Consider the following 19,443-nt stretch of genomic DNA (forward strand, 5'->3'; position numbering starts at 1 on the left):
ACTTGAACCCGTCGATCAGCGGCCGAAGAACAGCCACAACAGAATGATCACCGGGATCGGCACGCCAAGCATCCACAGCAACAGCCCTCTCGCCATCACATCCTCCTCCAATCGGCTTCGTTGAAGAGAGAACGTCGGGCGCGAAAGCTTGTTCCTGCCGGCGCGTTACCAATGGCCGGTATTGGGCATCGATGCCCAGGGCTCCTGCGGCGGCTTCGGCTCGCCCTTCTGCAGCAGCTCGATCGAGTGCAGGTCCGGCGAGCGGACGAAGGCCATGTTGCCGTCGCGCGGGGGACGGTTGATGGTGACGCCGGCCTTCATCAGTTGCGCGCAGGTGGCGTAGATGTCGTCGACCTCATAGGCGAGATGGCCGAAGAAGCGATCCTCGCCATACTTTTCCTCGTCCCAATTCCAGGTCAGCTCGACCAGCGGCGCGCCGCGCGACTGCGGCTGCTTCTTCAGCGCCTCGAGATCGTCCGCCGAGCACAAGAACACCAGCGTGAACCGCCCCTTGTCGTTCTCGATCCGCCGCACCTCCTTCAGCCCGAAAGCATCAACATAGAATTTCAGCGCGACATCGAGATTGCGCACGCGCAGCATGGTGTGGAGGTATCGCATGGTTGTTGCTCCCTAACGTTCGGAGGGTTTTGCTTTGGGCCGGGGCGGCGGGAGTAGGAGATAGCAGGAAAGTGGGAGGAGGGGCAGGGGGCGGGGCAAATGTGTGTGAAGGGAAAGGGTTGGTGAAGCGAGCCGGCCGAGCATGGATTGGAGCCGCGGAGTAGGCAGGCTAGCGATGGCAAATGACCTGAGCAGCCCTGTCGCCGCGATTTATGGATCGGCAATTAATTCCGTGACTGGGGGACACGGGCCCACCCTTCGCGTCTGCGGCTCACAAAATAACTGTCCGGGCTGCGCCACGCTGAACTATTCCCGTGACGGTAAACCAAGGCCCTTTGAACTGCTCTTGCGACGGTTGCGGTTGAACCCCAAGTCCGCCGGCGCGACCCATCCATATGCTCCAAGCCGTGCTCAGCGCGATCGTGGATATCCTCCTGTCTGCCGCATGGAGCGCCGTCGTCAGATTCTTCGGTCTGGAAAACGTCGTCGAGATCGTGACGGCGATCTTCGGGTTTGGCTGTATCGTGATCGGCACTGCGGTCTTGTTGCTCGGGCACTGACTAGGGCAATCGTGAGAGATCACCGCAGGCGAGCTTCTCGCCACGTTGATCTTCGGATGCGATTGCCCTGCCTCGACAGGACTCGAAAGCAACGGCCGCTGAAGCAATCGGTACGAGATGGCCGCGCCGTTCCGTGGGGAGCGACGCAGTCCGCCGTGCAGAACGCCGGCTTACTTCATGTTGCTGCGAGTCTTCGTGCCGCCCTGGTCGCTACCCGGGCCGGAGCCGCCCTGGCCGGAGGCGTCGGGCTTCACCATTCCGCCCTTGCTCATGCCGTCCTTGCTCATCCCGGTCGTGCCCTTGGTCATCGAGCCCTTGTTCGGGTTTTTCATGCCGGGCTTCTGCATGTTGTCGGACTGCGGGGCGGGGCCGGTCTGGGCAAAGGCGGAGCCGCACATGAGACCGAGTGCGGCGGTCGCGATCATGAACTTTTTCATCGCAAGCTCCTCGTTGGTTGCATGGGCCAACGGGAACGCGGAAGCCATGTTCCTCGGCTTGACGTTCAGGAAGAAAGAATTCTCCGACGCCGGAAGTCGCCGCCCGCGATTTATGTCAGCAGGCGTGCGTTCTCGCGCGGGGGCGAGCTGCCTGGGGGCGCCGACGTCGTCGCCGCCTGCAACTAGGCCGCAATCCGTTGGTCGACCGGGGCCGTCAGCAGCTTGAGCGCTTGTGCATGTTGCAGGTCGGGGACCGCGATCGCCGTGTGGCTGTAGATCGCATGGCTGCGTGATTTTGCAATCATGTCCAGGATCTGGCTGCCCTTGATGACATGAAGGCCCATGCCCTCGTCAGTGGGGAAGATCGCCAGCACCACGTCATAGGCCGCGATGACGGCCCTGAGTGCTTCGGCCTTGTCCTCGCCGACGTCGACGAAAACACGAACATCAGCCGCGAGTTCACGCAGCTCGTCAAAATCCAGCACTGTGGGGTTACTCCAAACGCAACGAGACTGAAGGGAGCTTGGCGGCGTTGGGTTACTGAAGTGTCAACAAGGCGTGCCGAGCCACAAGTTTCACGGCGAGGTGACTTCACGCTCTAGCGCTTTGCTTCCCCCTTGCGAAGCCGGGCCTCCGCGGCCTCGTCCACGAGGTCTAGGGCGTGGCCGTCATAACTCAGCTTGAGCCCGCGGCCGACGATCCATGTCCATCCCTCTCGGTCCTTCATGGGTTGCGCGTTGAACTGGTCGGAGATCGATTTGACGGCGGCGTCCTGCGCCCCCGGATTGTTCAACTCCGCCTTGACGCGCCAGATCGGGTGCCTAGCGTCGGCCTCCTCGCTGTCGACCGTGACCTTGGCGCCGTTGATGTCGCATTCGAAGGTGTAGGAGTCGCGGCTCCGGCGGCAGAGATAGCGGCGTTGACTGACGAGCTTGCTGGTCTCATCGAATGTCATCCCGGGCGAGAAGCCGAAGATGTCAGACTTCTTCACGAGGGTGAGGGACGCAGGCTTCAGGAAGCTCGGCTGGATCGCGACGAGGGCTGCGACGGCGACAACGATCAAACCTGCGATGACGATAGCGACCTTCATGAGCACCCCACGAGCAACCCTCAGACCATTATAGGCAGCCGGGCCGTTCTACCATGCCCCCAAAAGCGAAAACCCCGCCTGGGGGAAGCGGGGCTCTCTGGTGGGTGAAGCTTAGGGACTTCAATGATATGACGCGCCGGCCGCAAAATGGTTCAAACGGAAATCGGAAGGTCCTGCGGCATCTTCACAGGAAGTGGGGAACCCCGCAGAACCCCTGCTTGCGTTTTCGGCCTCGATGGGTTCTAAGCCCCGTCACTTCATGACCTCTGGCATGAAATCAGCGCGCCCCCGCGCTTCAGGCCGCGTCCCCAGCAGAGTTGCTCGCGCGCACAAAAGGAATTCAGACATGGCGAAGATGACGAAGACTCAATTGATTGATGCAATTGCCGAGGGCACGCAGCTTTCGAAGAACGACGTGAAGTCGGTGATCGAGTACATGGCGACGGTCGGCTACAAGGAGCTCAACGAGTCCGGCGAGTTCGTCATTCCCGGTTTCGTGAAGATGGCGGTTGTGAACAAGCCGGCGACCGAAGCCCGCATGGGCGTCAATCCCTTCACCAAGGAGCCGATGCAGTTCGCGGCCAAGCCGGCGAGCAAGTCGGTCAAGGCCTCGCCGCTGAAGGTGGCCAAGGACGCCGTCTAAGGCGCTGGTGATGTCGTTGCGGCGGGGCGATGCTGCAACGATCAATGGCTGAAGACAAGGTGGTGCTCGGCGACGGCGATGCCGAACATCACCACGACGATCAGGACGAACCACAGAGCGCGCCGGTCGGTTTGTCCCGGCGCGCTCTGCGGTTTCCGGCAAGCCGGGCAGACCGAAAGTCCGATCGGGATCTCGGTCTCACAGAACTCGCAGTTCATCGGCGCCTCGATCATGAAGGGCGCGGGGCATCGGCTCTGGGGTCGGACGCGGAAACGCGGGATACCGCCTCATTCGGCCGGTCAATGCGAATGTTGGAAGATTCGTTCCCGTTACGACCTGCTGCACCTTGGTAGCCGTTGCCTTCAAGAAAAACCCCGCGCTTTCGCACGGGGCTCTTCTGGCTGACGGCGTTGGGATTTCAGCGCCTGGCCGCCAGCCGTATTTCGAACTTAAAGTTGAAAATCCAAAAAGCAACAGCGCCGCGATGACGGAATATGTTCGTTCACCGTAGCGTTGCCATATGACTGGGCGCTGAAATCCCCAGCTTCCATGGGTCCACGCGGCGTTGAAAAGGTTCAACGCGACATGCCGGGAAATCGCGCGCGAGGGACTGGACTTTTTGTTCTCATTTTGTTCTAGTGAGCCGCCTTAAGGACCGCTTTGGAGGTGGACTCATGACCGTCGAAAAACAGCGCGAAGTGATCAGGCTCTGGAACGAGCTCAGGAAGCTCGAGGGCCCGGCCGCGGAAGAGCTCCGCATCCAGATCCTGGAATGCTTCTCGGAAAAGGAAAAAGTGAAGCGGGCGGCTTGATCTGTTCTGGCGGACGCCGACGACACTAGGGGACCCGGCAAGCGCCGTCTGGTCTGACGGCTCGCGCTTGATCGGCGGCTTTCGCAGGGGCGACGAGGCGACCAACTTGAAGTTCGTCTCGGCGGGTGTGGTTGCCGGCGCGAGCATTCGCCGCTGATGCTTCAGGAACGAACATGTGCCGTCAGCGTTCGGCCTGCATGACATGCCCGCGATGCGCCAAGCCGATGATGGCGACGTCCGCCAACAGCTTTCAATGCGAACCTTGCCGCGAGATCGTCATCGTGTTCGCGGTCGTCTCGAAATTCCTGCCGCCGAAGATTGTGCCGAGCTACGCCGCTGAAGAGGTTGCGTCGCGCGCTTTCATCGATCGTTAGGAATCGCTTCGCACTGATTTTTCCGACTCCGATTCGTTCTTTGAGAACGAAATGGAGTCGGATGCAGAACATGTTGCGCCTGCCGCACGCGATTTGACCACGCGCATCAAAACGAGACAGCGTGATGCTTCGCACAGTCCCGTCCGCGCCTTCTCCGTAACGAGTGAGGCGAGGGAGAGCGACATGAATGCGTGCTGGTTTCTCGCCGAGATCGCGAAAGTGTTCTGGTACGATCGACACCCGCGTTTGCGCAAAGGCAAACCGTCGGTGCCGCAAGTGCCGCCGCCGGGATCGAAATCTCCCGAGGCCTCGTCACCCGATGCGACGTGAGGCGATCGTCGTGCCTGCGCGCACGTTTTGTTAAGAGTTGCTCCGCGCCGATTTCTTCGATTCCGATTCGTTCTTCGAGAACGAAATGGTGTCGAAGCTGGAACAAAGCCGGTCGCCATGCTGCGGTCGCTTCGGCTTCCTGCGATATGGCAAGCGGCTCGCTGGAAATCGCAGGCGCTCCGCAAACTCCTAACGATCATTTGCGCGGAAGCCGATAACCCTATTCGGTTAGGTTAAAAGCCCAATCGCGTTGCGCTTGGCGCTCGTTGCGGTAGGTGTCTGGCAAGGACAAGCAAGAAACGATCTTTGCCAAGAAGCATATTTATCATGACACCTTTTTCTGAGCCGTCCTTTTACCAAGGCGACCGACAGACCTACCGGCGCGTCGCCATCGTCGGCGCGCTGTTCTGTCTCGCTTTCGTGGTGATCAGCTTCTCGCTGCGGCCGCAGCTCGAAGACACGCGCGTCGCGGTCAAGGCAGACCGGCTGGTGCGCACGGCGGGCCAGGCGGCGCACGCCAATTAAAGGCGGCGCTAGCGATCGTCGCTATAGGTGCGATCGTCAACCGGCACCTGCGGGCTCGCGGTGCCGCGCGAGGCGAGCGCCACGAAACCGGCATAGCCGGACAAATTGAGCAAGACTTCGAGCCACGCGGGCATATCGGCCTCTTCCGCTCTCTGCGTGAAGGGGGATTCAACGTCCGCGCGCATTCCTGGTTCCGTGCTCTCGCCAAGAAATTCGGAAGAAATTCGAAGGAACTCAAAGCGGAGAAGAGGGGTCGAGCCGGCGGCCGAGGGTCGCGACAGATTCGCTCGACGGCTGCTCTTTCAGGAACTCGGCGATCGCCCGCGCCAGCTCGCCGTCGCTCATCGGCGTCGGCGGCGGGTGCAGCGCGCCGACACCGAAGCTGCGAACGATCTCGTCGTAGTGCTGATCGTCGGAGCTGGGAACCAGTCTGCGGATTCGGGCCAGCAAAGCAGATAACGGCAAACTCTCCTCCTCGGTCGTTCGCCCCGCTGGCAGCAATCCTCGTCTGCTGCCATCTGCTCCCGTGAAACTGAAAACCCCGCCAGCATCGCGGAGATGCTGACGGGGCTTCGTGCTGTCGCCTCAACCCGGATGGCGGAGGCTCCCGCACTTGAGGATGCAATCCCGGGCCGGCGATTTCGTTCCGGCTGGATCGGCTTTTTTTGCTGTGGCCGGTTCCGCGCCCTGCGCGCAACCATCGCAGGCGCTCGTCGTTATCTCCGCGAGACGCGAAGGAGGAGAGCATGAAGAAAACACTGGCAGTTCTGGCCACCGTCGCAGCCGTTGGCGTGACCGCGGTTGCGGCCCCTGCGCCTGCCGAGGCGCGCGGGCGCGGCATTGGCCCGGGCCTCGCATTCGGCCTCGCCGCCGGCGCGATCACCGCGGGTGCGGTCGCAGCGTCCCATCCGTACGGCTATTACGGCCCGCGCTACGGCTATTATGACGGCCCCGACTATTATTACGGGCCGGGCTCCTACGCCTATTACGGCGGCGGACCGTACTACCGGCACCATCGCCACTGGCGCCATTGGTAGCCACTCTCAAGCGAAAAGCCCGGAGCGATGCTCCGGGCTTTTTTCATGCGCATTGATCAGGAGGTGTATTACGGCCAGAGCGAGGGCCGTTCGACCTTGCGGGCGTTCTCCAGGGTCGACACGAAATATTCTTCGCGCTCGCGCTTGAATTTTTCCTGCGTGGCACGGAAGGCGGCGACACGGGCTGCGATTTCATCGCGCTCACGAGCTTTGCGTTCTTCGTCTTCGGTCATGACCATCCCCTCGGGTTTACTTAACTCAAGCACTGCCGCCGCATCATCTTGAGTCGCATTGACACATCCATTGGGGCTCCCGAATGGGGCGTCAATGGGGAGGAGGCATTGCAGGATTGTGATATGCGAAGGCCGGAAAAAATTGCCGAGCGCCTCGCGTTAGCGCTTGATAAGAGCGTCAACAATCTTGCCGCTTGTGCATGATGCTGTCAGGCAAAACGAATCGGGAGACCGCGATTGATTGCATCGGATCTTCAGAGCGGCGTTGAACGGCTCGGCGACATGATTGCCGAGGCGAAGGTCATCGTGCCGTTCACCGGCGCCGGCATCTCGACCGAATGCGGCATCCCCGACTTCCGCTCGCCGGGCGGAATTTGGACGCGCAACCGTCCGATCCCGTTCGACGAATTCGTCGCGAGCCAGTCAGCGCGGGACGAATCCTGGCGCCGCCGTTTTGCGATGGAGGAGGTCTTCGCGGCGGCGAAGCCCGGCCGCGGCCATCGGGCGCTGGCCTCGCTCTACCGCGCCGGCAAGGTTCCCGCCGTCATCACCCAGAACATCGACAATCTGCACCAGGCCTCCGGTTTCGCCGGCGAGCACGTGATTGAACTTCACGGCAATACCACTTATGCGCGCTGCATCGGATGCGGGCAGGCCTATCCGCTCGATTGGGTGAGGCGTCGCTTCGACGACGACGGCCTCGCGCCCAACTGCACCGCGTGCGACGAGCCGGTGAAGACCGCCACGATCTCCTTCGGCCAGATGATGCCCGATGATGAAATGCAGCGGGCGACCGCATTGTCGCAGGCCTGCGACCTCTTCATCGCGATCGGTTCCTCGCTCGTTGTGTGGCCCGCGGCGGGCTTTCCGATGATGGCGAAGAACGCCGGTGCACGTTTGGTGATCATCAATCGCGAGCCGACCGAACAGGACGACATTGCCGATCTCGTCATCCACCACGACATCGGCGAAGCGCTCGGGCCCTTTGTCTCCAATTGAGGCATCAATTTGATTCGCGGCTGTGCAAGCTGTTCATAGGTTCCGCCGAATCTCTTTTTTATCTATGCCTCGCAACCGGGAGTGTTATCTTTTGAGTCGAAAGATTCGCGTCGCGTCCAGTTGAGAAGGTTCTCGAAAGACGCGTGATTCGATGCCGCTGCTGAGGCGGGTCGCATGACAGTGTGGGGTCCGGGGTTATGGGGTCGTCGGACGGATTTGAGTCCAAGAAGCTCGGGGTTCCCGGGCAGGGGGCATCGCCCGGGCGGATCACGCCGGGCGAGCACGGCAGTGCCGGTCGCGAGAGCGGGCTCAGTCCGTTCAGCGGGCTCGGCGAGACCAGCGCCAATCTCGTCGAAGTCCATGGCGTCATCAAATGGTTCGACGCATCCAAGGGCTACGGCTTCATCGTTCCCGACAACGGCTGGCCGGACGTGCTGCTGCACGTAACCGTGCTTAGGCGCGACGGCTTCCAGACCGCCTATGAAGGCGCCCGCATCGTCGTCGAGTGCATCCAGCGCGCCAAGGGTTACCAGGCGTTCCGCGTGGTCTCGATGGACGAGTCGACCGCGATCCATCCGGCGCAGATGCTGCCGCCGCGCACCCATGTCACCGTCACCGCGACCAGCGGGCTGGAACGGGCCCAGGTCAAATGGTTCAACCGGCTGCGCGGCTTCGGCTTCCTGACCTGCGGCGAGGGCACGCCCGACATCTTCGTGCACATGGAGACGCTGCGCCGCTTCGGCATGACCGAGCTCAGGCCCGGCCAGTATGTCCTGGTCCGCTTCGGGCCCGGCTCCAAGGGCATGATGGCGGCCGAGATCCATCCCGAGACCGGATCGCCGGGATTGCAGTCGCACTAAGCGCGGGGCGACTCGCGCTCTAGCGTCCAAGTCACTCCAAGCTTTCAAATCCCCCAAGCTTCCATTTCCCGCAATCGTGAGCAGGGCCGCGTCGGCAGACCGGTGCGCCTCTGGCTTTTCCGGCGACCGCCGCGTAAGGACTGGTCCAGTCCCACGCCTCGAGTGCCCCCATGAATCCTGATCGAAAGGCTGTCTGGTCCGTTCTGAAGGGCTGGCTTGCCGCCGTCCTCGTCATCGCCGGCTGTGTCGTTGCCGGCGCGCCCGCCGGCGCCGCCAGCTTCCAGCCGCTTGAGATCGTCACCAAGAACGGCGTGCAGGTGTTCTCGGTGGAAGTGGCGACGACCGAGGAGGAGAAGCAAACCGGCCTGATGTACCGCAAGGAGCTCGCGGACGGCAAAGGCATGCTGTTCGACTTCAATCCCGAGCAGGAGGTGTCGATGTGGATGAAGAACACCTATGTCTCGCTCGACATGATCTTCATCCGCGCCGACGGCCGCATCCTGCGCATCGCCGAGAATACCGAGCCGATGTCGACCAAGATCATCTCGTCCCGGGGACCCGCCCGGGCCGTGCTCGAGGTGGTGGCGGGAACGGCGCAGAAATACGGCATCCGGCCCGGCGACCGCGTCGGCCATCCGCTGTTCGGCAGCAAATAGGCGGGCAGCCGGGCGCTTCGGGGATTGACGGCGCCTTGGAAGCCTTGCTGGCGCCTTGGGAAGCGTGTATCGACGGGGCTCGCCGGACATTCGGGGTATAGCGCAGCCTGGTAGCGCGGCAGTTTTGGGTACTGCAGGTCGTTGGTTCGAATCCAGCTGCCCCGACCAGTCCCCTCGTTGAATCTCCCGGACTTTTTTCCCTGCCTCCTCCGACGTGATCTGACAGGCGTCGTTCCGCGACTTCTGCGCGATGTTTCAAGCGGTTGCGGCGGGCTGGCCGGGACAGAATTGGCGGCGCCGTATCGAACCTTTGGCTGTCGCCACAGACATATGTGTGTTGGGGATTTCAGCGCCCAATGTCTAAACGGACGCCGCCAAGCGATGATATTCCGCTTGCGCGGCGTTGCGCTTTTCGGGCGTGCTTTTCGGATCCGGCCAATCAGCTCGAGGCGTACCAGCCGAGCGGAAACGGCAGCAGGGGCCATATCCCGTGGTTGTCGTTGGCGGCTTTCGGCAGCTCATGCGCCGGCATCCTCGCGATTGGCGCAGGAGGCGTCGATCGCAGCGCCAGGCGCAGACGTTCACACTGCAAATTCATTGTGGTCGCCCTGACGAGATTCTCGAAATTTCAATTCACAAAATTGGACGTCAGCTTAATCAAATCGCCACGCGCCCAAGATGGCGCGGTCATTCTCAAATCGTGCGCATATTGTAGATAAATCGGCGCCGGCTTTCAACCACTCCCGGCCGTAAGCCCAGGGGGAAGTAAGGTTGATCGGTTAGGTTAAGGATGAGCGGTTGTTGCGGCTGCTCCGGCGATCGTTATCAGATCGATTCCGGCTCGCGATGGGCTGCCTGCAATTCGTGCTCACACAAGGTCACGGTTCGTCGCAGCGCGCGTATCCTGTGAGTTCTGCGTCATGTCTTTCGATCGCAACTTCAAAACCGCCGGTCCGCAATCGAGCTGGAGCGAGATCTGGCACCTCTGGACCGTGATCGTGCCCCGCCGCTCGATCAACGGGCAGCTCGTGGTCGGCAAGGTCTGGCGCCGCCATGACGGCCGCGACTGGATCTACAAGAAATTCACCGAGTTCGACGGCGAAGAAGCCGCCTGAAGCGCAACGAACCATCGTCGCGCCTTGGGCCATTGCTGAGGCCATCGATCTTGGCCCATGGCGGCTGAAGGCCGCGCTTCAACCGCCAGGCGTTGCCGGATCAGGCCGCCTTCGCCGCGGCTGCCGCCGGCTTGGGCGGCGGTGGCTTCAGCGGCTTGTCCTGCTTCTTCGACCACGAGATGTAATAGGCCACCGTCGTCATGATCGCGATGCCGGCAACGCTGACGAAGATCTGCGCGAGCAGCGAGCCTGAGCTCATCGACAGCTCGAAATGGCCGACGAAGGACAGGAAGACGCCGACGCAGAACACGGCGAGCGACTGCTGGCCGCAGACGATCAGGGGATCGAACACCTTCCATTCGAGCCCCGGCCATTCCTTCGGTACGAAGCGGATCACCAGGATCACGATCACGACGAAGTGGATGAAGCGGTAGGGCGCGAGGTTGGTCTTGTCGTTCGGGTTGAAGGCCGAGAACAGCCACTCCGGGAACCTGCCGCCGAACGCCGGGAAGCGGCCGGCCATCGTCATGACCAGCGCGAACAAGAGATAGGCGAGACAGAGATAGAGCGTGATCGGCGCGTTGATCAGCGTCATCGAGCGCCGCGCGCCGCCCATCGCGCACCAGGCGCCGAACACGAACAGCACCTGCCAGCAATACGGGTTGAAGTACCACTGGCCGGCCGGATAGGCGTTCAGATTCCAGCCGAAGTGGCGCGCCGCCAGCCACAGCACGATCGCCAGCACCATCGTCAAATCGGGCTTGCGCAGCATGAACCACAGCACCGGCGGGAACAGGCCCATCAGCACGATGTAGAGTGGCAGCACGTCGAGATTGAGGGGCTTGAAACGCAGGAACAGGCCCTGGCGTAGCGTCTCGGTGGCGTTGTCGACGAGGCCGGCGACGTTGAACTCGTTGATCATCTCGCTATCGCCGAAGCGCAGCGCCAGATAGCTGATCGAGGCGATATAGATCACGAACAGGATGATGTGGGCGACGTAGAGCTGCCAGACCCGCTTGGTCAGCCTGGTGGCGCCGACCAGGAAGCCGCGCTCCAGCATCATCCGCGCATAGACGAACGAGGCGGTATAGCCGGAGATGAACACGAACAGGTCGGCGGCGTCGGAAAAGCCGTAATTGCGCGTCGTGACCCAGTTCACGACGTTGTCGGGGATGTGGTCGAGGAAGATCGCCCAATTGGCGACCCCGCGAAACAGGTCGAGCCTGAGGTCACGGCCTTTTTCAGGGAGCGTGGCGTTGATGTTCAGGAAGGCCATGCGACGAGAGCTTTCGGGAGGGGCGGTTACGCTGATGTCGGCAAAGTAGTGCCGCCGGGCGGGCCCCCAGCGCGAAAGGCGGGTACGCAATTGTCACGGTGCAGCATAATGACTATACCGGTGGTAAGGGTGCCCGGGGCCGGAATCACCGATCAGTTCCCAATCGGTGTCTGTATACTATCCCTGAGGTTTCCAACAACTGCTACCGTGACGCATCGAAATCGAACGAAAAGACGAAGAGGCCGGACCGCCAATGACCGCACGCATTTTCAAGCCCGCCAAGAACGCGATGCAATCCGGCCGGTCCAAGACGAAGGAATGGCAGCTCGACTACGAGCCGGAGCAGCCCCGCTCGGTCGAGCCGCTGATGGGCTGGACTTCGTCCGGCGACATGAAGCAGCAGATCACGCTGCGCTTCCATAGCAAGGAAGAGGCGATCGCCTATTGCGAGCGCAAGGGCATCGCGTACCAAGTGATCGAGCCGCAGGATTCGATCCGCCGCCCGGCCGCCTATGCTGATAATTTCTCGTTCCGCCGCGGCGAGCCCTGGACGCATTGAGGGCGCGGCTGCATCGACTTCAAACGACTTGATGCTCTCGTCATGCCCGGGCCCGTCCCGGGCATCCACGTTTTAGGCGCGCGTGAACGAACGTGGATCGCCGGGACAGGCCGGCCATGACGGTGGAGGAGAGGCATTCCACCCGAACGCGATAGCGTCGCGCCCCAGCGTTCGGACCCTTGGCACAAATTCCGCCGCGTGCTTCGCTAGTCCTGACATCGGAACACGACGGGGTAGGGCTATGGCGGGGCGTGACCAGCTCGACGGCGTCGATCTGAAGATATTATCCGAGCTGCAGCAGGACGGGCGTATCCGCAACAACGAGCTGGCGCTACGCGTCGGCGTATCCGCGCCGAACTGCCTGCGGCGGCTGAAATCGCTGTTCAGCCGCGGCGTGATCCGGGCGGTGCGGGCCGTCATTGACGAGCGGCGGCTCGGCTATGAGGTGGTCTCGTTCGTCTCGATCCAGCTCGGCAGCCAGGCCCAGCCGGTATTGGAGGCGTTCGAGAGCTCGATCGCCGCGATCCCGCGCATCCAGCAGTGCTGGCGGATCTCGGGCGACACCGACTATCTCCTGAGATGCGTGGCGCCGAGCGTGGAGAGCATGCGCCAGCAACTTCTGCATTTCGCAGCAATGCCTGACGTGAAGAACGTCCGCAGCTTCCCGGTGCTGGGGGTCGCCAAGGATGTGCCGCTGCCGTTGCAGGAGGTCGTTGCGGTATCGGCGGGATAGGGAACGTTCCCAGGCGCTGCTATTCCAAGATCACGAAAAATCCGAAGGCGCCACGCGTCGTCGATTTCAGCACTATAATACTGATTAACTCACATAACTGTGACATGTGATTTCGGAAGTCCTGCGATGCGCTGAGACGTGATTGCCGGTCCCGGTGCGCCGCCTAGATGCAAGGGGTGAACCTCAGCCTGCGTCGCATCCTGAGGACTCTTTTGTGGGACCCTGAAGCTGGAAAAGACACCATGACCTCGACCTCGAAGACGATTGTCGCATCCGCTGCGACGCTGTTTGCATCGGCGTTTCTCATGATGACTGCACCCGCCGCGCAGGCGGAAGAGTACTGCATCACCAACGGCGCCCAGGCCGCTCATGGCTGCGGCTATCCGACGATGGAAGCCTGCCGGGCTGCGGCGGGCGGGATCGGCGGGACCTGCTCGCAGAGCGGCGGCGCGAAGACCTCGAACGACGCGCTGGCCTATCAGCCGAAGCAGTCGCGCACCAAGCTTCGCCCGGGCGCGCAGACCAACTCGAATTAACGCCTGAATACGGGTTTCGAGACTGCGGCCTCCGAGAGTTCATCTCGGGGGCCGTAAATTCATGACAGTAAGGCGACAGCGGGCGTGTCTCAGCGATACCGGCCGCGAAACTCCCGCGGCGAGGCACCGGTCCAGGTGCGGAACGCGCGGGAAAAGCTCTTCTCGTTGCGGAAGCCCGCGATCTCCGCGATGCGTTTGATCGGCGTGCGGCCTCGCATCAGCTCCTGTTTTGCCAGTTCGAACTTTGCCTCTTCCTTGAGGTCGCGCAACGAGGTGGCCTCCTCGCGCAGGCGCCGATGCATGGTGCGGGTGGAGAGCGCAAGCTCGCTTGCGACATCCTCGGCACCGAGACTGCGTCCGCGCACATTGCGGAGCACGCGGCGGACACGCTCGACCAGCAGCCGGTCGCGCCGATAGGGCAGCACGGTCAACCGCAGCGCGCCCTTGAGCATGTTGTCGAGATCGGCCGGACTGCGCGTCAGCGGCAGCGAGAGATAATGCTTGTCGAAGACGATCCGAGCGCAGTCCGCGTCGAAGCGGACGCTTTTGCAGAAGATGGTCGGATAGACCGAAAGGTGTCTCGGCTCAGGATAAGGGAATTCCGCCGCGCGTAGCGCAATCGCGGAATCGACCGCCCAGCAGGAGAAGCCGAGGGCGTAGCGGAGCAGAGTGACGAGGCAGAATTCGCGCAAGGGCCCGAGGTCGCGCAGTTCCCGGATCGAGACGGCCGCGGTCTCCTCACCGAACTCGAGATCGAGCAGCACGTCCTCGGTGAGCAGACGATGATGCCGGCACCAGCGCTTGAGCGCGACCTCCAGCGTCGGCGCCGTGATCGAGGCGCGGCACAGCATGCCGTAGGTGCCGAAGGGCAGCCGCCGCGAGAACCAGCCGAGCGCCTCGTCGTCGAGCTCCCGCATGGCATGGCCCGCCAACGCCTCGAACTGGGCGGCGGTGATCCGGCCATCCGGAGAATTGACAAGGTCCGGCGCTACCTGACCGCGGCTCAGCGCCTCCGCCGGGTCGCGGCCATATCGTTCATAGGCGGCGACCACGCCGCGGACGAAGGCGGTGGGGGTCACGGCGCGGCGCGAGGTCGCGGTGGCGGCTTGAAAAGGCATTGCGAACCTTTGGGAATTCCTCTCGAAAATCCTCGCCAAGTTTGGCGGAAAATGCAACCTTTTCGACCGCAAGGGGGCTTCGATCCCGCTAGGTTCGAAGGTCAAATACGGAGGAAATCGCCTTGAACATCCCGAGCATCGACTTCGATCTGGGCGAAGACGTCGGCATGCTGCGCGACACGCTTCGCGCCTTCGTGGAGGCGGAGATCACCCCGCGCGCGGCCGACATCGAGAAGGCCAATCTGTTCCCCGCAGACCTCTGGAAGCGCTTCGGCGACCTTGGCCTGCTCGGCATGACCGCGCCGGAGCAATATGGCGGCTCCAACATGGGCTATCTCGCCCATATCGTCGCCATGGAGGAGATTTCGCGCGGCTCCGCGGCCGTGGGTCTGTCCTACGGCGCCCATTCCAACCTCTGCGTCAACCAGATCCGCCGCAACGGCAATGACGCGCAGCGCCAGCGCTATTTGCCGAAGCTGATCTCCGGCGACTATGTCGGCGCGCTCGCGATGTCCGAGCCAGGCGCCGGCTCCGACGTCGTTTCGATGAAGCTGCGCGCCGACAAGCGCGGCGACCGCTACGTGCTCAACGGCTCGAAGATGTGGATCACCAATGGCGGTGACGCCGACGTGCTCGTCGTCTACGCCAAGACCGATCCGGCGGCCGGCCCGCGCGGGATGACCGCTTTCCTGATCGAGAAGGGCTTCAAGGGTTTTACCCACGGCCAGCATCTCGACAAGCTCGGCATGCGCGGCTCCAACACCTATCCCTTGTTCTTCGACGAGTGCGAGGTGCCGGAGGAGAACGTGATGGGCAAGGTGGGCGAGGGCGTCAAGGTGCTGATGTCCGGCCTCGACTATGAGCGCACGGTGCTGTCGGGCGGCCCGCTCGGGATCATGGCGGCCTGCATGGACGCGGTCGTGCCCTACATGCACGAGCGCAAGCAGTTCGGTCAGCCGATCGGCGATTTCCAGCTGATGCAGGGCAAGCTCGCCGACATGTATGCGACATGGCAGGCCACGCGCGCCTATGTCTATGCGGTGGGACGCGCTTGCGACCGCGCCGACCACGCCCGCAGCTTGCGCAAGGATGCGGCCGCGGCGATCCTCTATTCCGCCGAGAAGGCAACGTGGATGGCCGGCGAGGCGATCCAGGCGCTCGGCGGGGTCGGCTACACCAGCGAATTCCCAGTGGGGCGTCTCTGGCGCGATGCCAAGCTCTACGAGATCGGCGCGGGGACGTCCGAAGTTCGCCGCATGCTGATCGGCCGCGAACTGATGTCCGAGACGGCTTAAAACCATCACCTCATTGGAATCAACATGCCGCTCCATTCCAGCATCGATCCATCTTCATCAGACTTTGCGCGCAATTCCGAGGCCATGCGCACGCTTGTCGCGGACTTGCGCGAAAAGCTCAGCCAGGTCGCCGGCGGCGGCGGCGAGGCCTCGCGCAACCGCCACACCTCGCGCGGCAAGATGCTGGCACGCGAGCGCGTCGACCTCCTGGTCGATCCCGGCACCTCGTTCCTGGAGCTGTCGCCGCTCGCGGCTTACGGCCTCTATGGCGGCGACGTGCATTCGGCGAGCGTCGTGACGGGGGTGGGGCGCATTTCGGGGCGCGAATGCATGATCGTCGCCAACGACGCCACCATCAAGGGCGGCACTTACTACCCCATGACGGTGAAGAAGCATCTGCGCGCGCAGGACGTGGCGCGGCAGAACAATCTGCCCTGCGTCTACATGGTCGATTCCGGCGGCGCCTTCCTGCCGCTGCAGGACGAGATCTTCCCGGACGAGCGGCATTTCGGCCGCATCTTCTATAACCAGGCGCAGATGTCGTCCCAGGGCATTCCGCAGATTGCGATTGTGATGGGCTCCTGCACCGCGGGGGGCGCCTATGTTCCGGCGATGTCGGACGAGAGCATCATCGTGCGCAATCAGGGCACCATCTTCCTCGGCGGCCCGCCGCTGGTGAAGGCCGCGACCGGCGAGGTCGTCAGCGCGGAGGAGCTCGGCGGCGCCGACGTACATTCGCGCCAGTCGGGCGTCACGGACCATTACGCACAGAACGATGCGCACGCGATCGGCATCGCCCGGCGCATCGTCGGCACGCTGAAGCCGTCGGTGCGGCCGAACCTCAATATGCATCCGGCGCGTGAGCCGCTGTTTGCTGCGGAGGAGATTTACGGCGTGGTGCCGGTCGACGGCCGCAAGCCGTTCGACGTGCGCGACATCATCGCCCGCGTCGTGGATGGCTCCGAGTTCGACGAATTCAAGAAGCTCTACGGCACGACGCTGGTGTGCGGCTTCGCCCATATCTGGGGCTATCCGGTCGGCATCATCGCCAACAACGGCATTCTCTTCAGTGAAAGTTCGCTGAAGGGCGCGCATTTCATCGAGCTGTGCTGCCAGCGCGGCATTCCCCTGGTGTTCCTGCAGAACATCACCGGATTCATGGTCGGCAAGAAGTACGAGGCCGGCGGCATCGCGCGCGACGGCGCCAAGCTCGTGACGGCGGTTGCGACCGCATCGGTGCCGAAGTTCACCGTGGTGATCGGCGGCTCCTACGGCGCCGGCAATTACGGCATGTGCGGCCGCGCCTACTCGCCGCGCTTCCTCTGGATGTGGCCGAACGCGCGCATCTCGGTGATGGGCGGCGAACAGGCCTCGATGGTGCTGAGCCAGGTCCGCCGCGACAATATCGAGGCCAAGGGCGATAGCTGGTCGAAGGAGGAGGAAGACAAATTCCGCGAGCCTATCCGCGCCCAGTATGAGAGCCAGGGACATCCATATTACGCGACCGCGCGGCTGTGGGACGACGGCGTGATCGACCCCGCCGACACGCGTCTCGTGCTCGGCCTCGGCCTTTCGGCGGCGTCGAATGCGCCGATCGAACCGACGAAATTCGGCCTGTTCAGGATGTGATGCGATGGACCACTCAAAGCTCTACCGCCGTTTTCGCACGCTCCTGATCGCCAACCGCGGTGAGATCGCCTGCCGCGTCATCCGTACCGCCCGCGCCATGGGCCTCCGCACGGTCGCGGTCTATTCCGAGGCCGACCGCGACGCGATGCATGTCGCGCTCGCTGATGAAGCCGTGCTGCTCGGGCCCGCACGCGCCCGCGACAGCTACCTCAACGTCGAGCGGCTGATCGAGGCCGCGCGCAAGACCGGCGCCGAGGCCGTGCATCCCGGCTACGGCTTCCTGTCCGAGAATGCCGAATTCGCGCGGGCCTGCTTCGATGCAGGGCTGGTGTTCGTCGGCCCGACGGCCGGAATGATGACGGCGATGGGCTCGAAGTCCGGCTCGAAAGAGCTGATGGAGAAGGCCGGCGTGCCGCTGGTTCCCGGCTATCACGGCGAAGCCCAGGACGAGGCGACGCTTTCGAAGGCGGCCGACAAGATCGGCTTCCCCATCCTGGTGAAGGCGTCCGCCGGTGGCGGCGGCCGCGGCATGCGCATCGTCCGCTCGGCCGACGAACTTTCTCCTGCGATCGTCAGCGCCAAGCGCGAGGCCAAGGCCGCGTTCGGCGACGATCGCATGCTGATCGAAAAATATGTCGACAATCCCCGGCATATCGAGGTGCAGATCATCGGCGACAGCCATGGCAATCTGCTGTCGCTGTTCGAGCGCGAATGCACGTTGCAGCGCCGGCACCAGAAGGTGATCGAGGAAGCGCCGTCGCCGACGCTCAATCCAGCCCAGCGCGAGGCGGTCTGCGCCGCCGCGCGAAAAGCGGCCGGAGCGGTGAACTATGTCGGCGCCGGCACGATCGAGTTCGTCTCCGACGGCAAGGACGTGTTTTTCATCGAGATGAACACGCGCCTCCAGGTCGAGCATCCCGTGACCGAGCTGATCACTGGGATCGACCTCGTCGAATGGCAGCTGCGCGTCGCCTTCGGCGAGGCGCTGCCGTTGAAGCAGGACGAGATCAAGCTCAACGGCCACGCCGTCGAGGCGCGCGTCTACGCGGAGAATCCGACCAAGAACTTCATGCCGTCGGTCGGCAGGATCTCGACCTGGCGGCTGCCCGCCGAGACCGGTGGCCTGCGCATCGACGCCGGCTACCGCGAGGGCGATAGCGTCTCGCCTTACTATGACGCCATGCTCGCCAAAATGATCGCGTGGGCGCCAACGCGGGACGTTGCGATCGAACGGCTGAACCGCGGGCTGGAGGAATCCGACGTCCGCGGCATCGTCACCAACATCCCGTTCCTGTCGGCGCTGATGACGCATCCGAAGGTGCGGACGAATGCGATCGATACCGGCTTCATCGAGCGTGAGCTGGCGGTGCTGACACAGGCCGCGCCGGCGCCGGGTGAGCTCGAGCTGTGCGCCGCAGTGGCCGCTATCGTGAATGGCGAGCGGCAAGCCGCGCAAGAGGGCGCGAACTCGCCCTGGCAAACCTTTGGCTGGCAGCCGGTCGGCCGCCGGCAGCGCAGCTTTGCCTTTCGCGTCGGTCATGGCCCCGAGCAGAAGATCGTGCTGAACTACGGCAGCGGCCCGTCCACACTTGCCATCGGCGAACGCGAATTGGCGTTCGCGATCACGCCACGCGACGGCGGCTTCGATCTGACGCTTGACGGCGTCAAATCGTCGGTCGCCGCGGTCATCGCCGGCCATGAGCTTTACTTGCGCACGCGCAACGGCCGCTTCGACCTGCACTGGGTCGATCCGTTCGGCGGCGAGAGCGAGGAGCATATCGGCGAGGACAAGATCGCAGCGCCGTTGCCGGGCACCGTTGTCGCCGTGCTGGCCGAGGAGGGGGCCAAGCTCGAGAAGGGCGCGCCGATCCTGACGCTGGAAGTGATGAAGATGGAGCAGACGCTGCGCGCGCCCTATGCCGGCGTCTTGAAGTCCATCAAGTGCAAGGTCGGCGACATCGTGCAGGAGGGCGTCGAGCTCGCGGTGGTCGATCCTGCGGGAGAGTGA

The 19,443-nt window shown here is 63.1% G+C and carries 27 protein-coding genes and 1 tRNA gene; 18 read left to right on the forward strand and 10 right to left on the reverse strand.

The window, feature by feature from the left end; translation table 11 throughout:
• Nucleotides 1-165: 165 nt before the first annotated feature.
• Nucleotides 166-618 carry a VOC family protein gene (locus tag RAD10_RS18395; RefSeq protein WP_095424191.1) on the reverse strand — a complete coding sequence of 151 codons (453 nt, stop codon included), beginning with the start codon at nt 616-618 and terminating at the stop codon, nt 166-168.
• Between the two features lie 395 nt (nt 619-1,013).
• On the opposite strand from RAD10_RS18395, the gene RAD10_RS18400 reads away from it, so the two are divergent.
• Nucleotides 1,014-1,178: a hypothetical protein gene (locus RAD10_RS18400; protein ID WP_177237193.1), complete on the forward strand. Its 165-nt coding sequence runs from the start codon at nt 1,014-1,016 to the stop codon at nt 1,176-1,178.
• 170 nt (nt 1,179-1,348) lie between these two features.
• Here RAD10_RS18400 and RAD10_RS18405 read toward each other — a convergent pair whose 3' ends face one another.
• The 3 genes from RAD10_RS18405 to RAD10_RS18415 all read right to left on the reverse strand — a co-directional run bounded on the left by RAD10_RS18405 (nt 1,349) and on the right by RAD10_RS18415 (nt 2,705).
• Complete coding sequence (locus tag RAD10_RS18405) at nt 1,349-1,615, reverse strand: hypothetical protein (RefSeq protein ID WP_026202876.1); 267 nt, start codon at nt 1,613-1,615, stop codon at nt 1,349-1,351.
• 182 nt (nt 1,616-1,797) lie between these two features.
• Nucleotides 1,798-2,100, reverse strand: a complete 303-nt coding sequence (locus RAD10_RS18410; RefSeq protein WP_461618662.1) for a hypothetical protein — start codon at nt 2,098-2,100, stop codon at nt 1,798-1,800.
• Between the two features lie 113 nt (nt 2,101-2,213).
• Nucleotides 2,214-2,705, reverse strand: coding sequence for a hypothetical protein (locus RAD10_RS18415; protein ID WP_461618663.1), 492 nt, complete (start codon nt 2,703-2,705; stop codon nt 2,214-2,216).
• Between the two features lie 346 nt (nt 2,706-3,051).
• Between RAD10_RS18415 and RAD10_RS18420 the strand changes: the two genes are divergently transcribed.
• On the forward strand, nt 3,052-3,348 hold the full coding sequence (locus RAD10_RS18420; protein ID WP_461618664.1) for an HU family DNA-binding protein: 297 nt from the start codon (nt 3,052-3,054) through the stop codon (nt 3,346-3,348).
• Between the two features lie 41 nt (nt 3,349-3,389).
• Here RAD10_RS18420 and RAD10_RS18425 read toward each other — a convergent pair whose 3' ends face one another.
• A complete protein-coding gene (locus RAD10_RS18425) occupies nt 3,390-3,566 on the reverse strand; it encodes a hypothetical protein (protein WP_461618665.1) in 177 nt (58 codons plus the stop codon).
• Between the two features lie 456 nt (nt 3,567-4,022).
• Between RAD10_RS18425 and RAD10_RS18430 the strand changes: the two genes are divergently transcribed.
• The 4 genes from RAD10_RS18430 (at nt 4,023) to RAD10_RS18445 (ending at nt 5,389) form a co-directional block, all read left to right on the forward strand.
• On the forward strand, nt 4,023-4,160 hold the full coding sequence (locus tag RAD10_RS18430) for a hypothetical protein (RefSeq protein ID WP_162832227.1): 138 nt from the start codon (nt 4,023-4,025) through the stop codon (nt 4,158-4,160).
• Between the two features lie 224 nt (nt 4,161-4,384).
• Nucleotides 4,385-4,534, forward strand: a complete 150-nt coding sequence (locus RAD10_RS18435; RefSeq protein WP_461618666.1) for a hypothetical protein — start codon at nt 4,385-4,387, stop codon at nt 4,532-4,534.
• A gap of 183 nt (nt 4,535-4,717) precedes the next feature.
• Nucleotides 4,718-4,864, forward strand: a complete 147-nt coding sequence (locus RAD10_RS18440) for a hypothetical protein (protein ID WP_461618667.1) — start codon at nt 4,718-4,720, stop codon at nt 4,862-4,864.
• 327 nt (nt 4,865-5,191) lie between these two features.
• A complete protein-coding gene (locus RAD10_RS18445) occupies nt 5,192-5,389 on the forward strand; it encodes a hypothetical protein (RefSeq protein WP_018323112.1) in 198 nt (65 codons plus the stop codon).
• Nucleotides 5,390-5,397: 8 nt separating this feature from the next.
• On the opposite strand, the gene RAD10_RS18450 is transcribed toward RAD10_RS18445, so the two are convergent.
• Together RAD10_RS18450 and RAD10_RS18455 are read right to left on the reverse strand one after the other, a co-directional pair.
• Complete coding sequence (locus tag RAD10_RS18450; RefSeq protein WP_461618668.1) at nt 5,398-5,574, reverse strand: hypothetical protein; 177 nt, start codon at nt 5,572-5,574, stop codon at nt 5,398-5,400.
• A gap of 49 nt (nt 5,575-5,623) precedes the next feature.
• On the reverse strand, nt 5,624-5,854 hold the full coding sequence (locus RAD10_RS18455) for a hypothetical protein (protein WP_461618669.1): 231 nt from the start codon (nt 5,852-5,854) through the stop codon (nt 5,624-5,626).
• 281 nt (nt 5,855-6,135) lie between these two features.
• Here RAD10_RS18455 and RAD10_RS18460 point away from each other — a divergent pair, with 281 nt between their 5' ends.
• Nucleotides 6,136-6,426, forward strand: coding sequence for a hypothetical protein (locus tag RAD10_RS18460; protein ID WP_028144754.1), 291 nt, complete (start codon nt 6,136-6,138; stop codon nt 6,424-6,426).
• 68 nt (nt 6,427-6,494) lie between these two features.
• Here RAD10_RS18460 and RAD10_RS18465 read toward each other — a convergent pair whose 3' ends face one another.
• Nucleotides 6,495-6,659 carry a hypothetical protein gene (locus RAD10_RS18465; protein WP_162832225.1) on the reverse strand — a complete coding sequence of 55 codons (165 nt, stop codon included), beginning with the start codon at nt 6,657-6,659 and terminating at the stop codon, nt 6,495-6,497.
• Between the two features lie 237 nt (nt 6,660-6,896).
• Here RAD10_RS18465 and RAD10_RS18470 point away from each other — a divergent pair, with 237 nt between their 5' ends.
• From RAD10_RS18470 to RAD10_RS18490, 5 genes are all read left to right on the forward strand, one after another.
• A complete protein-coding gene (locus tag RAD10_RS18470; RefSeq protein WP_461618670.1) occupies nt 6,897-7,658 on the forward strand; it encodes an SIR2 family NAD-dependent protein deacylase in 762 nt (253 codons plus the stop codon).
• A 197-nt stretch (nt 7,659-7,855) separates the two neighbouring features.
• On the forward strand, nt 7,856-8,518 hold the full coding sequence (locus RAD10_RS18475) for a cold-shock protein (RefSeq protein ID WP_026202878.1): 663 nt from the start codon (nt 7,856-7,858) through the stop codon (nt 8,516-8,518).
• A 170-nt stretch (nt 8,519-8,688) separates the two neighbouring features.
• The gene (locus RAD10_RS18480; RefSeq protein WP_091956769.1) at nt 8,689-9,174 is read left to right on the forward strand and encodes a DUF192 domain-containing protein; all 486 of its coding nucleotides are present in this window, start codon (nt 8,689-8,691) and stop codon (nt 9,172-9,174) included.
• 91 nt (nt 9,175-9,265) lie between these two features.
• Nucleotides 9,266-9,342, forward strand: a tRNA-Pro gene (locus tag RAD10_RS18485).
• Between the two features lie 752 nt (nt 9,343-10,094).
• Nucleotides 10,095-10,289, forward strand: a complete 195-nt coding sequence (locus RAD10_RS18490) for a hypothetical protein (protein WP_018323121.1) — start codon at nt 10,095-10,097, stop codon at nt 10,287-10,289.
• Nucleotides 10,290-10,389: 100 nt separating this feature from the next.
• On the opposite strand, the gene RAD10_RS18495 is transcribed toward RAD10_RS18490, so the two are convergent.
• The gene (locus RAD10_RS18495) at nt 10,390-11,565 is read right to left on the reverse strand and encodes an OpgC domain-containing protein (RefSeq protein ID WP_461618671.1); all 1,176 of its coding nucleotides are present in this window, start codon (nt 11,563-11,565) and stop codon (nt 10,390-10,392) included.
• A 253-nt stretch (nt 11,566-11,818) separates the two neighbouring features.
• Between RAD10_RS18495 and RAD10_RS18500 the strand changes: the two genes are divergently transcribed.
• The 3 genes from RAD10_RS18500 to RAD10_RS18510 all read left to right on the forward strand — a co-directional run bounded on the left by RAD10_RS18500 (nt 11,819) and on the right by RAD10_RS18510 (nt 13,393).
• Complete coding sequence (locus tag RAD10_RS18500; protein WP_028144749.1) at nt 11,819-12,124, forward strand: ETC complex I subunit; 306 nt, start codon at nt 11,819-11,821, stop codon at nt 12,122-12,124.
• A 241-nt stretch (nt 12,125-12,365) separates the two neighbouring features.
• Nucleotides 12,366-12,857 carry an Lrp/AsnC family transcriptional regulator gene (locus RAD10_RS18505; protein ID WP_461618672.1) on the forward strand — a complete coding sequence of 164 codons (492 nt, stop codon included), beginning with the start codon at nt 12,366-12,368 and terminating at the stop codon, nt 12,855-12,857.
• Nucleotides 12,858-13,099: 242 nt separating this feature from the next.
• Nucleotides 13,100-13,393, forward strand: a complete 294-nt coding sequence (locus RAD10_RS18510; protein ID WP_092258394.1) for a DUF3551 domain-containing protein — start codon at nt 13,100-13,102, stop codon at nt 13,391-13,393.
• Nucleotides 13,394-13,482: 89 nt separating this feature from the next.
• On the opposite strand, the gene RAD10_RS18515 is transcribed toward RAD10_RS18510, so the two are convergent.
• Nucleotides 13,483-14,511: an AraC family transcriptional regulator gene (locus RAD10_RS18515; RefSeq protein ID WP_461618673.1), complete on the reverse strand. Its 1,029-nt coding sequence runs from the start codon at nt 14,509-14,511 to the stop codon at nt 13,483-13,485.
• A 167-nt stretch (nt 14,512-14,678) separates the two neighbouring features.
• Here RAD10_RS18515 and RAD10_RS18520 point away from each other — a divergent pair, with 167 nt between their 5' ends.
• From RAD10_RS18520 to RAD10_RS18530, 3 genes are read left to right on the forward strand one after another with little or no spacing between them, the layout of a single operon-like run.
• Nucleotides 14,679-15,806 carry an isovaleryl-CoA dehydrogenase gene (locus RAD10_RS18520; protein WP_461618915.1) on the forward strand — a complete coding sequence of 376 codons (1,128 nt, stop codon included), beginning with the start codon at nt 14,679-14,681 and terminating at the stop codon, nt 15,804-15,806.
• A 24-nt stretch (nt 15,807-15,830) separates the two neighbouring features.
• Complete coding sequence (locus RAD10_RS18525) at nt 15,831-17,435, forward strand: carboxyl transferase domain-containing protein (RefSeq protein ID WP_461618674.1); 1,605 nt, start codon at nt 15,831-15,833, stop codon at nt 17,433-17,435.
• 4 nt (nt 17,436-17,439) lie between these two features.
• The gene (locus RAD10_RS18530) at nt 17,440-19,443 is read left to right on the forward strand and encodes an acetyl/propionyl/methylcrotonyl-CoA carboxylase subunit alpha (RefSeq protein WP_461618675.1); all 2,004 of its coding nucleotides are present in this window, start codon (nt 17,440-17,442) and stop codon (nt 19,441-19,443) included.

Source organism: Bradyrhizobium sp. 23AC, assembly GCF_054863025.1.

Bases quoted from the DNA above. Each gene is read 5' to 3' on its own strand.
- RAD10_RS18480 (WP_091956769.1), top strand. From the start codon at position 8,689: ATGAATCCTGATCGAAAGGCTGTCTGGTCCGTTCTGAAGGGCTGGCTT.
- RAD10_RS18495 (WP_461618671.1), bottom strand. From the start codon at position 11,565: ATGGCCTTCCTGAACATCAACGCCACGCTCCCTGAAAAAGGCCGTGAC.
- RAD10_RS18510 (WP_092258394.1), top strand. From the start codon at position 13,100: ATGACCTCGACCTCGAAGACGATTGTCGCATCCGCTGCGACGCTGTTT.
- RAD10_RS18415 (WP_461618663.1), bottom strand. From the start codon at position 2,705: ATGAAGGTCGCTATCGTCATCGCAGGTTTGATCGTTGTCGCCGTCGCA.
- RAD10_RS18525 (WP_461618674.1), top strand. From the start codon at position 15,831: ATGCCGCTCCATTCCAGCATCGATCCATCTTCATCAGACTTTGCGCGC.
- RAD10_RS18465 (WP_162832225.1), bottom strand. From the start codon at position 6,659: ATGACCGAAGACGAAGAACGCAAAGCTCGTGAGCGCGATGAAATCGCA.
- RAD10_RS18520 (WP_461618915.1), top strand. From the start codon at position 14,679: ATGCTGCGCGACACGCTTCGCGCCTTCGTGGAGGCGGAGATCACCCCG.
- RAD10_RS18430 (WP_162832227.1), top strand. From the start codon at position 4,023: ATGACCGTCGAAAAACAGCGCGAAGTGATCAGGCTCTGGAACGAGCTC.
- RAD10_RS18500 (WP_028144749.1), top strand. From the start codon at position 11,819: ATGACCGCACGCATTTTCAAGCCCGCCAAGAACGCGATGCAATCCGGC.
- RAD10_RS18425 (WP_461618665.1), bottom strand. From the start codon at position 3,566: ATGAACTGCGAGTTCTGTGAGACCGAGATCCCGATCGGACTTTCGGTC.
- RAD10_RS18450 (WP_461618668.1), bottom strand. From the start codon at position 5,574: ATGCGCGCGGACGTTGAATCCCCCTTCACGCAGAGAGCGGAAGAGGCC.
- RAD10_RS18505 (WP_461618672.1), top strand. From the start codon at position 12,366: ATGGCGGGGCGTGACCAGCTCGACGGCGTCGATCTGAAGATATTATCC.
- RAD10_RS18420 (WP_461618664.1), top strand. From the start codon at position 3,052: ATGGCGAAGATGACGAAGACTCAATTGATTGATGCAATTGCCGAGGGC.
- RAD10_RS18460 (WP_028144754.1), top strand. From the start codon at position 6,136: ATGAAGAAAACACTGGCAGTTCTGGCCACCGTCGCAGCCGTTGGCGTG.
- RAD10_RS18490 (WP_018323121.1), top strand. From the start codon at position 10,095: ATGTCTTTCGATCGCAACTTCAAAACCGCCGGTCCGCAATCGAGCTGG.
- RAD10_RS18515 (WP_461618673.1), bottom strand. From the start codon at position 14,511: ATGCCTTTTCAAGCCGCCACCGCGACCTCGCGCCGCGCCGTGACCCCC.
- RAD10_RS18440 (WP_461618667.1), top strand. From the start codon at position 4,718: ATGAATGCGTGCTGGTTTCTCGCCGAGATCGCGAAAGTGTTCTGGTAC.
- RAD10_RS18435 (WP_461618666.1), top strand. From the start codon at position 4,385: ATGATGGCGACGTCCGCCAACAGCTTTCAATGCGAACCTTGCCGCGAG.
- RAD10_RS18400 (WP_177237193.1), top strand. From the start codon at position 1,014: ATGCTCCAAGCCGTGCTCAGCGCGATCGTGGATATCCTCCTGTCTGCC.
- RAD10_RS18405 (WP_026202876.1), bottom strand. From the start codon at position 1,615: ATGAAAAAGTTCATGATCGCGACCGCCGCACTCGGTCTCATGTGCGGC.
- RAD10_RS18530 (WP_461618675.1), top strand. From the start codon at position 17,440: ATGGACCACTCAAAGCTCTACCGCCGTTTTCGCACGCTCCTGATCGCC.
- RAD10_RS18475 (WP_026202878.1), top strand. From the start codon at position 7,856: ATGGGGTCGTCGGACGGATTTGAGTCCAAGAAGCTCGGGGTTCCCGGG.
- RAD10_RS18395 (WP_095424191.1), bottom strand. From the start codon at position 618: ATGCGATACCTCCACACCATGCTGCGCGTGCGCAATCTCGATGTCGCG.
- RAD10_RS18445 (WP_018323112.1), top strand. From the start codon at position 5,192: ATGACACCTTTTTCTGAGCCGTCCTTTTACCAAGGCGACCGACAGACC.